At 39.1% G+C, this 12,962-nt stretch carries 13 protein-coding genes; 4 read left to right on the forward strand and 9 right to left on the reverse strand.

The window, feature by feature from the left end; all coding sequences use genetic code 11:
- Nucleotides 1-46: 46 nt before the first annotated feature.
- The 3 genes from AAW12_RS07470 to AAW12_RS07480 form a co-directional block, all read right to left on the reverse strand.
- Nucleotides 47-3,010, reverse strand: coding sequence for a response regulator (locus tag AAW12_RS07470; RefSeq protein ID WP_053003567.1), 2,964 nt, complete (start codon nucleotides 3,008-3,010; stop codon nucleotides 47-49).
- Between the two features lie 145 nt (nucleotides 3,011-3,155).
- On the reverse strand, nucleotides 3,156-3,473 hold the full coding sequence (locus AAW12_RS07475) for a hypothetical protein (RefSeq protein ID WP_046672980.1): 318 nt from the start codon (nucleotides 3,471-3,473) through the stop codon (nucleotides 3,156-3,158).
- A gap of 23 nt (nucleotides 3,474-3,496) precedes the next feature.
- Nucleotides 3,497-4,288 (reverse strand): SDR family oxidoreductase, encoded by a 792-nt coding sequence (locus AAW12_RS07480; RefSeq protein WP_046672981.1) that lies wholly within the window; start codon nucleotides 4,286-4,288, stop codon nucleotides 3,497-3,499.
- A gap of 128 nt (nucleotides 4,289-4,416) precedes the next feature.
- On the opposite strand from AAW12_RS07480, the gene AAW12_RS07485 reads away from it, so the two are divergent.
- Nucleotides 4,417-4,776: a winged helix-turn-helix transcriptional regulator gene (locus AAW12_RS07485; RefSeq protein ID WP_046672982.1), complete on the forward strand. Its 360-nt coding sequence runs from the start codon at nucleotides 4,417-4,419 to the stop codon at nucleotides 4,774-4,776.
- Between the two features lie 242 nt (nucleotides 4,777-5,018).
- Here AAW12_RS07485 and AAW12_RS07490 read toward each other — a convergent pair whose 3' ends face one another.
- The 3 genes from AAW12_RS07490 to AAW12_RS07500 form a co-directional block, all read right to left on the reverse strand.
- Nucleotides 5,019-5,408, reverse strand: coding sequence for a DUF5856 family protein (locus tag AAW12_RS07490; protein WP_046672983.1), 390 nt, complete (start codon nucleotides 5,406-5,408; stop codon nucleotides 5,019-5,021).
- 187 nt (nucleotides 5,409-5,595) lie between these two features.
- Nucleotides 5,596-5,961, reverse strand: a complete 366-nt coding sequence (locus AAW12_RS07495; protein ID WP_046672984.1) for a response regulator — start codon at nucleotides 5,959-5,961, stop codon at nucleotides 5,596-5,598.
- Nucleotides 5,951-7,480 carry a PAS domain-containing sensor histidine kinase gene (locus tag AAW12_RS07500; protein WP_046672985.1) on the reverse strand — a complete coding sequence of 510 codons (1,530 nt, stop codon included), beginning with the start codon at nucleotides 7,478-7,480 and terminating at the stop codon, nucleotides 5,951-5,953. The genes AAW12_RS07495 and AAW12_RS07500 overlap by 11 nt, the downstream gene beginning before the upstream one ends.
- A 343-nt stretch (nucleotides 7,481-7,823) precedes the next feature.
- Between AAW12_RS07500 and AAW12_RS07505 the strand changes: the two genes are divergently transcribed.
- Entirely contained in the window at nucleotides 7,824-8,828 is a 1,005-nt protein-coding gene (locus tag AAW12_RS07505; protein WP_231585225.1) for an alpha/beta hydrolase, read from the forward strand.
- A 237-nt stretch (nucleotides 8,829-9,065) separates the two neighbouring features.
- Here AAW12_RS07505 and AAW12_RS07510 read toward each other — a convergent pair whose 3' ends face one another.
- Both AAW12_RS07510 and AAW12_RS07515 read right to left on the reverse strand, forming a co-directional pair.
- Nucleotides 9,066-9,674: a flavin reductase family protein gene (locus AAW12_RS07510; protein WP_046672986.1), complete on the reverse strand. Its 609-nt coding sequence runs from the start codon at nucleotides 9,672-9,674 to the stop codon at nucleotides 9,066-9,068.
- Nucleotides 9,675-9,693: 19 nt separating this feature from the next.
- Nucleotides 9,694-11,112 (reverse strand): SDR family oxidoreductase, encoded by a 1,419-nt coding sequence (locus AAW12_RS07515; protein WP_046672987.1) that lies wholly within the window; start codon nucleotides 11,110-11,112, stop codon nucleotides 9,694-9,696.
- 344 nt (nucleotides 11,113-11,456) lie between these two features.
- Here AAW12_RS07515 and AAW12_RS07520 point away from each other — a divergent pair, with 344 nt between their 5' ends.
- Together AAW12_RS07520 and AAW12_RS07525 are read left to right on the forward strand one after the other, a co-directional pair.
- Nucleotides 11,457-11,717 carry a hypothetical protein gene (locus tag AAW12_RS07520; RefSeq protein WP_046672988.1) on the forward strand — a complete coding sequence of 87 codons (261 nt, stop codon included), beginning with the start codon at nucleotides 11,457-11,459 and terminating at the stop codon, nucleotides 11,715-11,717.
- A 242-nt stretch (nucleotides 11,718-11,959) separates the two neighbouring features.
- Nucleotides 11,960-12,403 (forward strand): hypothetical protein, encoded by a 444-nt coding sequence (locus AAW12_RS07525; protein ID WP_046672989.1) that lies wholly within the window; start codon nucleotides 11,960-11,962, stop codon nucleotides 12,401-12,403.
- Between the two features lie 190 nt (nucleotides 12,404-12,593).
- Here AAW12_RS07525 and AAW12_RS07530 read toward each other — a convergent pair whose 3' ends face one another.
- A complete protein-coding gene (locus AAW12_RS07530) occupies nucleotides 12,594-12,959 on the reverse strand; it encodes a hypothetical protein (RefSeq protein ID WP_046672990.1) in 366 nt (121 codons plus the stop codon).
- Between the last annotated feature and the right edge of the window lie 3 nt (nucleotides 12,960-12,962).

The raw sequence follows: 12,962 nt of genomic DNA on the forward strand, positions 1-12,962 counted from the left end.
AATATGAACTCATTTATATGCTAAGCACACCTTTTTTTCATAACTACTAAACACTAATATATTTTTTGAGTAGTTCAAGAAGGTCCGCTCGCCGTATCGGTTTTGGAAGAAAATCATTCATTCCGGATTCAAGGCATTTTTCTTTTTCCCCTAGCACATTTCCGGCGGTAACGCCTATGATAGGTATGTGTTCATATCCTGGCAGCATTCTAATATGTTGTGTCGCCTCAATACCACTCATTATCGGCATCTGCACATCCATAATAATAAGGGAAAATTGCTTTTTCCTGCATTCTTCCAAAGCCTGTAAACCATTTGCTGCTTCCGCTAAATGTATATTGGGAGCAAGAGACTTCATTATTCTATTGTTCAGGACCATATTCACTGGGTTATCATCAACCAAAAGCACATCTAGTTCTCGCGCAAATGCATGTGAATCTTTCTCAGGCTTTTCTTGAATAATTTCTATCACATTGCTTTGATCTACCTTTTTAAGGGTTTTGTATAGATCATGCGATTTTATAGGTTTCAACAGCAAATGTGTATTTTCTATTTTCCTAACCGAAGTAAGTATATCCAGTTCTTCCGAAGACGACGAAAGTACGATAAATGGTGCAATCTCGTTTTGCTGATTTAACAAGCCTTTTATTTTCGCTATTGTTTCCAATCCGGACATGATAGGCATATGATAATCCATCAGAATCACATCGAAGCGCTCACCCTTCAACATGATATCCAGGGCTTCCATCCCATTAGAAGCTAACGTGGATTTGATATTTTTATAGGTAAGCATATGTTCAAGAATGATCCTGTTACTTTCATTATCATCCACCACCAAGGCCGTTTTAATAGTCGTTTCATCCTCTTCTTTCCATTCAGACATTTCGTAAGGAACCTTAAGATCGAAGAAAAATACAGAACCGCTGTTCATTTCGCTGGTTAGCGACAAATGACTTCCCATATAGCCCAAGATATTGTTCGAGATGGTCAGCCCGAGACCGGTACCGCCATATCGCTTGCTGATTGAACTGTTTTCCTGGGTAAAGGCATCAAAAATATAATTCTGTTTCTCGGCAGGAATGCCGATTCCTGTATCCCTTACAGAAAAACGCAAAGCAATCGTATGATCATCCATGCTCAATTTCTCTACTTTCAGTTCGATCTCTCCCTCTTCGGTGAATTTCACAGCATTCCCCAGTAGATTGATCAATATCTGTTTTAACCTGGCTTCATCAACAGAAAGTGTTTTCGGGAGGCCCGGCTCGACGTTGAGAAGAAGTTCGATATTTTTTTTCTGGGATTGATAGAGGATCACATTGATGACTTGGCTTAACATATCATAAACGTCACTCTTCTCAATCAAAAGGTCCATTTTTCCGGATTCTATTTTAGAAAAATCCAGTATATCATTGATGATGCTAAGTAGGTTTTCACCTGATTCATTAATATAATTCAGATATTGCGTCTGCATTTCATTCAGCGGTGTCCGTAGGAGGAGATCTGAAAATCCAATAACTCCGTTCAAAGGCGTACGGATCTCATGACTCATATTGGCCAGAAATTCGGATTTTGCCCTGCTGGCTATATCCGCAGTTTCCTTAGCGCTTTTCAGTTCTTCGTTTATTTTTACGGCATTTGTAATATTCTGTATGGAAATAATTATACCTCCAACCTCATCTTTTGTAAGATACCAAGGTCCGACTTTAAGATCGTAATGCTGAATTTCTTCTTTTCCTTCCACCTTTAATGCAAAATCTCCGTCGATGTACGTTTTTCCCAGAAGCGCATCCCTGTAAATCTTTTGTCTTTCCGCGGGAACATGAGGAGATATTGTAAATATATTATTGCCGATAGGATTTATTTCATTCATACTAAATTCATCTCGCCATCGGCTACTTACAGCGACATAGTTAAGGGCTTTGTCGAACATCGCCAATGGGATAGGAACATCAGTGGCAAAGGACTGCATCATAGCCTCCTTCTCGGCAACCTCCAGAAACATTTTTTTGAAGGCATCAATGTCCTGAATAATTCCAAAAACCCTGTTGCAAATTTCATTTTCAAATTCGGGAATCCCCTTTACTCTTACCCAAATCGTAACGCCATCATTACGTAAAAGCTTTAGCTCCTCATCAAAAGGTATTCCTTGTTTTATTGCCTTTTTAAAGAGATATTTTATTCTCTTTCTGCTTTCTCCTTCGTAAAATCCAAGGACATTCTCAAAAGTTGGTTGGAAATTAGTGTTAGCTTTGTGAATTTCTCTCGCACTTTGAGACCAGGTGAGCTTTTCGGTCGTCATATTGGCCTCCCAGCCCCCCACCTGGGCAACGACGCTTGTTTCCTCAAGCATTTCCTTCGTATGAAATAGATCTTTTTCTAGCTTGTCCCGACGTATAATGTCGGATTTTATTTGGATATAAACGAAAATGGAAACACCAATAGCTGCGATTGCAGAAAAGATAATGAATAAAATGGTCCGTTGGGTGGAATTGTTCAGATCTTCATTTTTTATAGCAAGCTGACCTTCTCCGTGTTTTACAAATTCCTGAACGAGCATCCGGCATTTATCCATGGCCCGCTTGTTTTGCTCAAGTTCTTCTGGGGTCATTAATATACCCTTTTTACGATTATTAATCAGCGAGGCATATTCTTTCATCAGCAGTTCTGAGGTATGCTGCAGTTCATGAAAGATATTAATTTGGAGTTTATCTTTAAGATTAAATCTGTCTCTATCAGCAATAAGCAGGGGATATTCCTTCCCGCTTTTATCCAACGGTTCAAGAAATTCTTCCTTGCCAGTAAGCTGATAACCCCGGTTGCCTGTTTCAGCATTTAACAGCGTGTTTAAAATATCCTTTATTAAACTGATAGATTCCTTCGTTTTTAGGAGGCTTTGCCTGCTTTCCATCTGCTTATGTATACTAATATAAGCGGCTATAGAACCTGTAATCAGCAGTATTAAAGAGAGCATTACACCTATCTGAAGATTTCTAATAATTTTTTTTGGCATAGGATGGTTGTTTACTGTTAAGATACTAAAAAAGTAAATAATTACCCCAGCTTACCTATTGAATACTTTACATAAGATTGAATACTTTGCATAAGAATCCAAAGGCGGGCAATGTTACTATCGGCGCCAATAGTATATTGCACTGTTAAGTTGTTATTTTCAGATATTTAATTCGATCATTAAACAATTGGAAATGATATTTCAAAACAACAGGACTACCAGGAAATGCACCTGCAGTCTCCGCTGATAAAAGACTTTCACCTTCATTAAAATCCAAGGGTGTCATTGTCGCCCCGTATTCTTTGTTAGCTTTGTCAATCCAGTTTTGAATTTCAATTTGTCCCTTGTGTTTTTTTTCTTCATCAACTACTTCTGCATCTTCAGTGAAACAATTCGCGTAAGCACCACTGTCAAATTTGTTTTGTGCTTTCACGAGTTCGGAGATAATGTTTGGTAAATTCATGTTTTTAATTCTTTAGAAGATTATTAAATCGTTGGTACTGTTCCGCCATCAATAACATATTCTGTTCCCGTTAGATAACTGGCTCTCGGTGAAACCAGGAAGCCAACAAGTTCAGCTACCTCTGCAGGCTCTGCAGGTCTACCGAAAGGGATTCCTCCGAGTGCATCCATTACACCCTGCTGGGCTTCTTCTATGGTACTGTTCGAATTTCTTGCAATTTCTCCTAGCCAAGCTTCCGATGCTGTGGTATTGATCCAGCCGGGCGATACCGTCAGCACACGGACGCCTTTAGGAGTGACTTCGTTCGATAAGCTTTTGCTGTAGTTCCTCAATCCTGCTTTTGCCGCTGCGTAAGGTAACGTTGAATCATATAAGGGTAGTCTGCCTTGAATAGAAGCAATGTGAATGATCACACCGTTTTTGCGTTCAATCATCTGCGGTAAAAAGCCTCTGTCTAGACGGATCGGAGCCAAAAGGTTAGCTTGCAGTGTTGATTCCCAATCCTCATCGCTTAGCACAGCAAATCCTCCTGCAGGTGTAGACGATCCACCGAGATTATTTACTAGGATGTCAAGTCTACCATACTTCGAAAGCACCTCGCTCACCACTTTTTGAGCGCCCTCTACTGTACTCAGGTCGGAAGCAATGAAATGCAGCTTGCTGTTTTCCACTTCTGGGACGTTTCTAGCAGTAATTACAACTGTTGCCCCAGCATGTAATAGTCTTTCCGCAATTGCTCTTCCAGTGCCTTTTGTACCCCCTGTTACCAAAGCAATCTTGTCTGATAATTCGTTGTTGAAATTAAATTGTTCCATTTTTATAAATTGTTTATAGGACAAAATTGAGGTATAAAAGCAGCCTGTGCAAGTACGGAATTACGATTCATATAGGGATAAATTTTTCCCCTATTGTACAAATCGGAACATACCTTTAATTTTGAAATATGTATGAGAGAAAAATAATTCCGAACCTGAACTGCGGTCTCGACTTGATAGGTGAAGTGCTTTATGGCAAATGGAAAATACGCTTGCTCTGGTTTATTGATCAGGGACATAAAAGACCGAGTGAATTGCAGCGTAAGATACCAGACGCCTCTAGACGGGTGCTGAATATCCAACTGAAAGAACTGGAAGATCATGAGCTTGTCATGAAGAAAATTTATCCTGTCGTTCCACCAAAAGTCGAATATTCACTCACAGATTTAGGGATGAGTTTAATCCCCATAATTTCTGCATTGGGACATTGGGGTGATCAAAACGAAGATAGACTGCGAACAATAATTTTAAAAAGAATTTCAGGATAATACGATAGTTGCTCTTATCGGCAATATATTTTAGTTTATCCAGAATTTCTCTTTTATTTTCTTAGCCTTTGCCAGAAGCTTAAGTCGGTAAAACATGAGGTAATCTCGACGTTGACGGTTAAAAAATAGCGTGCTATTTTTTATTAGTGAAGGGTAGAGCAATTGACTATTCGACTCGATCTATAAAAAACGGCCGAATATCGGTTCGGCCGTTACTCGGAAAAAGCTCCCGAACATGGGCATTACTCCAATCTTTTTAATCTGAACAATAACTGTTGAACAGCTTCTTGCGCATCATCAATAATGGATTGTGAGAAGTTTTCCTTAAAGAGTCCTTCTCGTTTGTTTTCAACCTGCTTATAAAAGTCTTCAATGTATTTGATGTAATTGGCCGGTTTTGACGTTTGGGGAATCACGATATCGAGTGTGCCTTCCAATGAAAAAGTGGTTTCCACCAGTCTATCTGTAATATCTATAAGAGACTCAATTGCCTGGTCTAACGAAATATGAGCCTCATAGCTCCCTTTTCCGGTTATCGACCAATGGGTCAGCTTCAATGCGTTCCTGAATGAAATCATTTCACCTAAAAAGTTCGCAATTTCCTGTTTTGAGTTCTGTTGTTTTTTTGCCATGATATTTTACTTTATTTAAGTCACATTTTTGATTATTATAACAACATCCTAGCGGTCAAAGTTTCTAATTTATTAGAAAAACCGCTAGTGATCAAGAAATCAAGGACATCCGGATGACTGTATAGTTTTGTGTGCCAACAGGGCCTACCCAACGAGGTCGGTCGAAATAAGGGATTGTACTATACTTTTAACTAGCCAATACGTCGTGAATACTGGATGTAATTTCATTTAAATCAAAAGGTTTCGCAATAAATCCGTTTACGCCAAGTCCTTCGGCAACATCGCGACCATCTACACTGGCGGATAGTACAAGGATAGGTATATTTTTGATTTCGGGTGTATTGCGAATGATTTTAATCAGCTGGTCGCCCGAAAGCACGGGCATCCAAAGATCCAATAATAAAAGATCCGGTTGATATGCTATAAGCTGTTTGGTCAGATTTGTACTGTTTGTTTCGCTTAAGACCTGGTATCCCTCCAAATCCAGGAACAACTCCAGCATCTCGACAATGCCTTGGTCATCGTCGCAGATCATTATTTTTTTACTTTCCATCGCTTTCTGTCCTCATTATTGGTAATGTAAAATTAAAAGTAGAACCTTCTCCAGGTTCACTTTCCACCCACAGGGTTCCGTTATGATGCGTTATAATTTCGTGCGAGACATAAAGTCCAATACCCAATCCCGGAAATTTCTTTTGGGTATGGCCGGCCCGAAAGAAGCGCTCAAATATTTTTTGCTTGTCGACATCTGCTATCCCCATGCCATAGTCTCGTACAGAAACCTTAACAAAATTTGCAACCCGATGGATGGCAACGTCAATTCTATTTGAACCCGGCGAATATTTAATCGCATTGGATAACAGATTATTGATTACCTGAATAATTTGCAATTCATCGCCGCTAACTGTAGCCTCTGTGAAGCCCGAAAGGTTTATTTCGTAACCAGGCGCACCTAAAGTCATATTGTCAATGGCTTCCCGAATTGTATGGTCTATGTTAAAAGGCTCCATGTGGAGTTCAATATTTCCAGACTGTATTTTTGAGGTATCTAATAGTTTAGTGATCAATATATTCAGTCGATCTATATAGGCCGATATTTTATCCAATGTACTCACAAATTTACTGTCTGAATGATCTATACTCAGTCGTTGCAGAATCTGTACAAGTCCCTTAATGGTCGTTAGGGGTGTTTTTAGTTCATGACTGGCGACAGACAAAAAATCGTCTTTACGTAGATCCTGTTCTTTTTTCTCGGTGATGTCTTCAATGGCGATCAGTATACGGTCTTTATATTGCCCTTCAAATTCAACGCGATAGGCATTTAATAGCATCACCTTGCGGCCAATATGCGGAAATACATGTTCTACTTCGTAGTCAATTACGGGATTGCTAGTTGGCAAAATATGCGTAAGAAGTTCCTTCAACGAGGAGATATTCCATTGCTTATTGCCCAGATCAAATAATAATTTTCCGACAGTTTCTTCTGAGGAGACGTGAAATGACGTTAAAAAATGTTTATTTGCACTCAGTACGGTATAGTTGCCATCGAGTACTAAAAGACTTTCGCGAACCGTTTCAATCATGCTCGAGAGGAAGCTTTCCTTATCTTGCAATTCTTTGGTCCGTTGCTGTATTTTGATCTCGACATTGTTTTTTTCCTCCCGGAGCTCATGTTCGGCTCTTTTACGCAAGGTAATATCATTTTGAACACCAATAAAGTGCGTGACCTGGCCGGCTTCATTCTTCACAGGCGAAATAAAAAGCTCATTCCAGAAGAGTGTTCCGTCTTTCCGGTAATTACGGATTTCGATCTTACATTCTTCACCATTTTTGATAGAATCCTTTAGGATATTGCGTTCAGGTTGAGAACGATCCTGCGCTTGCAAAAAGCGACAATTGTGACCGATAATTTCATCGTGTGAATAGCCACTGATGTTTTCAAAAGCCTTATTGCAATAGATAATCGGATTATCATCTTGTAAATTATCGGTGATAATAATGCCTGAATAAGCAGAATTTAACGCCTTAAGATATATATTTAAATCATTGATGCCTGACGCACGTTTTCCCATATAGTAATATATTCCAAATATCGTTGTCCAATTTAATCTATAAAACGAAAACCAAGGTAAAAGAGCCTGTTTTTTTTGAAAAACACGTATAAATCCGCGTCATTAGTTCAGCTCGTATGTGGTGGTTTCAAGCCCTGCTATCAACTCCATATCCATAGACTTCTGTCGATTTTAAGCTTATAGAAGCCTGACTGGTCTTAATGCGAATTCCATAGCGAATCAGTTCGGTGATATTACTTTATTTTTTTCCATTACTTACAAATTTGTTAGTAACATACATTCAGCTGTGCATTCTAGTAAATATATGTCTTCTATTTAATTTTGCTTGAAATTTTGATAGCGTATGAAAAAAATTCTCGGAATACACGTGATACCGGGAGTGATTTTCTATAAAAATATAAACGATAATAAAGAAATGAATACAATTGAATTGACTCCAGAAATAGTTAAAATAGTTGAAAACCTAAACAAGCTGCATGTGTTTGACGGCATAAATCCATTAGATATAAGCCGCAAAGGTTATGAGACAATGGCCATTCAGCTCAGTGGCAAAAAAGAAGCGGTGAAAATGATAGAGGAATTTAATATTCGTAGCAAGAATCAAGAAATTCCTGTGCGAATATACCGACCCAATGAAATTGTAAATGAAAAATCATCTGCTATCATTTATCTTCATGGCGGTTGGTTTATTTCTGGAAGTTTTGAGACGCACGATGCTATTGTCCGTCAATTGGCCAATGTTACAGGTTCTGCTATTGTTTTTGTCGATTATCGATTGGCGCCAGAGCATCCTTTTCCGGCTGGTTTCGATGATGCTCAATTAGCCACTGAATGGATCCTTAATAATTCGGACTCTTTAAACATCGATAAAAATAGGATCGGAATTATTGGCGACAGTGCCGGGGCAGCTTTAGCCGTAGGAGTTTCGACACGGCTTGGTCGGCAATTGAGGTTTCAGGTGTTGATTTATCCTGCGGCTGATAATCAATTAAATACGCAGTCATGGAGCGAATATGAAAATGGTCCAATTATTAATAAAGAGGAAGGAATAAAAGCCTGGAATTGGTACTTAGCCGACCCAAAGGATCAACAGAACCCCATGGCAATTCCGCTATTGATTAAAGACTTTAAAAATACGCCTCCAACGTTGATTTTATTGGCTGAACACGATCCTTTGCGAGATGAGGGAAAACAATTGGCAGAGAATATGAAAACTTCGGAAATTCCAGTCCAAATTATGCATTACAAAAAGATGGTCCATGGCTTTATGCATATGGGAGCTGTTTTAAAAGAGACCAAAGAGGCCCTTTGGGACATCGCAGCATTCACAAAAGAAAACTCACAATAAAACTTCAGTCGATGGTATCATGATCACCGCATGGTTTTCGACGTACAGTTATTTTACGGATTACCTCAATAAGGCAAAAGGAACGCATGAGAAAATGGCAAGCTACATGTTGGTTTTTTTGGTGTTATCGATGTTTTGTTACTGAAATATAGGAAAAATGCTGAACATGAAGGTGACCGGAACACCTGCATTTTTCCTTTCCGGAACATTGAAATTTCCAATCTTCCGGAAAGTTAATTAAGGTTTTGCATAAGGTAACCTTTCAATTCGACTTGTGGTATGATAGCTGTCAAGACCGCTAGAGGTTATTGTCCCGGCTTCTTCGATATCGATATAGCCATCGTCTTTTAAATATCTATTCGGCACGAAAGCGGTTGTAATCTGACCAATGACCAATGTCGTACCATTCAGTTCAATTGCTGTTTCTTGAACAAAATTGCAGGCGAATTTTATTTTACTTTCCCGGACAAAAGGGACAGGAATTTTTTCCAGGTATTCAGGGGTCAGTCCGACCTTTTCAAATTCGCTTACTCCCTTTGGATATTTGGCGCTACATTGATGTGCCTGTTGTACAAAAACAGGGGAGACATGATTAATCGTATAATATTGCTGCTCCAGAATATTATCCAATGTGCTGCTAAACATTGTGGCTGGCCTAAGTATAATACCACAAAGTGCAGGATCTGCGCCCAAGTGGAATAAACTACTCAAGGTCGCTAAATTTTCACTTCCGTCGCTGTTTTTTGTGCCGATCAGTACCAGGCTTTTAAACCCACCCAACGAGTTAATAAAATTAGCTCGGTATCTTCTTTCAAATGCAGCAATCGCGTTTTCATTATAAATCATAGGTTATGAATACTTATTTTTAAGTTTTAGCAATCCGATTAATCATTCCCTTAAATATGAAGCCGTGAAAAGGCCACACGGCATACCAATAGATCCTTCCAGCGATACCTAAGGGCCTAAAGGTCGCCGTCTGTATTAGGATATTATTCTCAATTTTAAATTCTAGCCAGGCTTCACCCGGGAGTTTCATCTCCGCATAAAGCAGTAATCTTTTCGTCTTCCTATCTGCGATTAGTACGCGCCAAAAATCAAGTGCATCACCCGCTGTTAGATCACTTTTGTTTTTTCGCCCCCGCCGCATGCCCACACCGCCGACCAATTGATCCATGAATCCACGGATTTTCCAGAGCCAATTGCCATAATACCAGCCAGAATTTCCGCCAATGGACCAGATTTTGGTCATTGATGCCTCACTATTTTGAAGCGGCGCCTTGCGGATATCCTTAAAACAACCATAACTGGGTACTTCCAGTAGGCTGGTAATTCCTCCGGATAAAATTTTACTGGTCTGTGCGTCTTTCCAGCTAGACACAATAGTGTTGCTTTCAATTTTTTGAAATGCTAATTGTATGGATGTGCGGTAATTGATCAATTTAATACCGAGTTCGTCTGCTAGATTATTTGGTTTACAGATCACTTCGACTTTCATGCTGTCAACCAGGTTTTTCGCCAGATTATAGGAAGTAGAAGTGACAAAATAGAGCCAGTATGAGGACAGCCTTGGCGTCATCAGCGGGATAATATAGATTTGTCGTCTAAGTTTTCGTTCAGCGGCATATTGCAGCAGCATTTCTTTATAGCTAAGGATGTTTGGCCCGCCAATATCGTAGCTTTTGTTAAATGTATGCGGTTTAGCGATGACACCGATCATAAATTCGATCACATTGCGTATGGCGATCGGTTGACATTTTGTTTGCAACCATTTGGGTGTGATCATAATGGGAAGTTTTTCTACAAGATCCCGTATGATCTCGAACGATGCGCTTCCTGAGCCGACGATGATACCAGCTCGCAGGGTGGTGATTGGAACCCGTCCGCTGGCCAATATACTTTCGACGTTTCGTCTTGAGTCGAGGTGTTTCGACAAATGATCTGAATTAATTATTCCACTTAGATAGATGACCTGTTGTGCGTTGGTATTTTCAATAAAGTTTTTGAAATTAGTAGCGCATTGGGCTTCCATCTGCAGGAAATCACCCGATTGGGTAGCCATAGAATGGATCAGAAAATAAGCGATATCAATTTCAGGTGGAATATTTTTTAGACTTTCTTTCTCTAGAAAGTCAACTTCAATGACTTGAACATGGTCTAATATTTTCGATGTATCAAAACGATTCTTATCTCTCACACAGCAAGTAACTTCATGTCCCTGTTCCAACAACACAGGCAAAAGACGTTTTCCGATATACCCCGTTACGCCGGTTAAAAGTACTCTCATATCCTGAATTGTATAGTGTATTAATTTGTTTTTTGTGTATAAATGTACTAAAAATATATTTGGTTTACTTAATTTAGTGTAAATATATTCTAATTGGTCTAACAGCTAGGCCTACCCAATAGCCCCCGATCCGTTCTCGGATTTTTACATCATTTTCTTTCAGAAAATCGTTATTATGAATAGGCTAAGTTGTCATTTTTACAAAAAGGATCATCGCTTTTGGCACGATTATTTGTTGTAATTCGTTATAAGAAGTATAAAAATCTTAGTCTAATTTTATTCAATTAGTATATTTTTATTGTATTGTCATTACTATATTTTAAAAATTTTAGAAGGTTACATTTATGCAGGGCACAATTGACAGGACAAATGGAGAGGCACCTCGTTCTCAGATATTCCGTTTAACTTATAAAGGACAGGATTACCAATTGGTGCTGTTGAAAAAGACTTTATCAAAGCTCGATACAGAGTTGCCAATTTTGCTTGACGGAATAGATCAAAAATTAGTAAAAAGAGGAGAGTACTGGTTTTTTGAGAATAAACATTCGGATCAGCACTTTGCGACAGAAATTTGGCGTAATTTATCACTTCGATATCGTCTTTAATCTTTACGAGAGGACTGATTATTGTTTTACTAACAGTTCACGTACTTTTTTATGTTCTTGTCCCTATTTAAAGTTTTCGAGGTTATTTCTCTGCAGAGCATACCCGGAATGTTTGTATTGCTTTATACATTGTGACAAAAATTTCATCTGTGGATTTGATTAAACTATTTTAGGTTGCCCATTGTTCTCAAAATAACTGCACATAAACAGTACAAAAAGGTTGAACACGTAAAAAGCATAATATGAATGGATTTAATAAAAATATGTTGGGCGGATTGATCGGTGCGCTCGTACTCAATGTAGTCCATAGCGTTGCCAAGAGATTTGATTCCAAAGCACCCGCAGTAGATAAAGTAGGTGAAGAAGCGATGCAGAAAACAGTTCGCTTTGCTGGATTTAAACCACCAAAAGGAAATGCGTTAGTGGCGGCAACCTTTGGAGCAGATGTAGCTTCCAATACCATGTTGTATACTCTTATCGGCTACGGTGGGCAGAAAAATATGCTACTCAAAGGAGCACTGCTTGGAACAGTGGTTGGTCTAGCTACACTGACCATTCCGGAACAAGCCGGTCTGGATGCCACGCCATTAAAAAAGACTGACCATACCAAGTTAATGACTGTTGCCTGGTATGTGATCGGAGGAATCGCCGCTGGTCTGGCTATGAAAGCTATGAGGAAGAGTTAGGAAATATCGGTGTTTCATATTTTGAAATAATGAAAAAGGTTGGAAACCATTAAATATGTGTCGATCGGAAAAAAGCGATTATCGCTTGAAGAGCCGACAAGCCGGAGTCATGTCGCCTAAATCCTTAATTAAGAAGAGATTCGTAACAGAAGGTAATCGCTTCGCCAGCTGCAGCCTTTTATCCTAAGAGCTATGGTGCTGTCAACAAACATAGATTTTCCATCACAATCGTCCAGTACTTTTTAGTTACTTCACGCTGACCGTCATTTTTTAAATTATCAACATGAACTGAAATTGTGGTTTTATCCTTATTTTTAGAGGGAATAAATCTGACCTGTAAATGCGCACTTTCTTCGAAATCTTTATGCTTCCATTTAGTTCGGATATGCGAGTATTCTTTAAAAGTCGAAAAGTTCTGATCAACTCCCTTAGCCCAGCAGCCTAATCCCTTGTCTGAGAAAAAGGCTTCCCAAAGTGTTTCCACATTCTCTGGCACAGTCCTTCTGATTCCAAACTGCCAACCGGCATCTTTTGTTAGTCCAATGTTATTTACCATGTT

This window comes from Sphingobacterium sp. Ag1, assembly GCF_000988325.1.
Classification (GTDB): Bacteria; Bacteroidota; Bacteroidia; order Sphingobacteriales; family Sphingobacteriaceae; genus Sphingobacterium.

Excerpts from the sequence above, each read along its gene's own strand:
- AAW12_RS07480 (WP_046672981.1), bottom strand. The coding sequence starts at position 4,288 with ATGGAACAATTTAATTTCAACAACGAATTATCAGACAAGATTGCTTTG.
- AAW12_RS07495 (WP_046672984.1), bottom strand. The coding sequence starts at position 5,961 with ATGGAAAGTAAAAAAATAATGATCTGCGACGATGACCAAGGCATTGTC.
- AAW12_RS07530 (WP_046672990.1), bottom strand. The coding sequence starts at position 12,959 with ATGGTAAATAACATTGGACTAACAAAAGATGCCGGTTGGCAGTTTGGA.
- AAW12_RS07475 (WP_046672980.1), bottom strand. The coding sequence starts at position 3,473 with ATGAATTTACCAAACATTATCTCCGAACTCGTGAAAGCACAAAACAAA.
- AAW12_RS07515 (WP_046672987.1), bottom strand. The coding sequence starts at position 11,112 with ATGAGAGTACTTTTAACCGGCGTAACGGGGTATATCGGAAAACGTCTT.
- AAW12_RS07500 (WP_046672985.1), bottom strand. The coding sequence starts at position 7,480 with ATGGGAAAACGTGCGTCAGGCATCAATGATTTAAATATATATCTTAAG.
- AAW12_RS07485 (WP_046672982.1), top strand. The coding sequence starts at position 4,417 with ATGTATGAGAGAAAAATAATTCCGAACCTGAACTGCGGTCTCGACTTG.
- AAW12_RS07490 (WP_046672983.1), bottom strand. The coding sequence starts at position 5,408 with ATGGCAAAAAAACAACAGAACTCAAAACAGGAAATTGCGAACTTTTTA.
- AAW12_RS07525 (WP_046672989.1), top strand. The coding sequence starts at position 11,960 with ATGAATGGATTTAATAAAAATATGTTGGGCGGATTGATCGGTGCGCTC.
- AAW12_RS07505 (WP_231585225.1), top strand. The coding sequence starts at position 7,824 with ATGAAAAAAATTCTCGGAATACACGTGATACCGGGAGTGATTTTCTAT.
- AAW12_RS07520 (WP_046672988.1), top strand. The coding sequence starts at position 11,457 with ATGCAGGGCACAATTGACAGGACAAATGGAGAGGCACCTCGTTCTCAG.
- AAW12_RS07510 (WP_046672986.1), bottom strand. The coding sequence starts at position 9,674 with ATGATTTATAATGAAAACGCGATTGCTGCATTTGAAAGAAGATACCGA.
- AAW12_RS07470 (WP_053003567.1), bottom strand. The coding sequence starts at position 3,010 with ATGCCAAAAAAAATTATTAGAAATCTTCAGATAGGTGTAATGCTCTCT.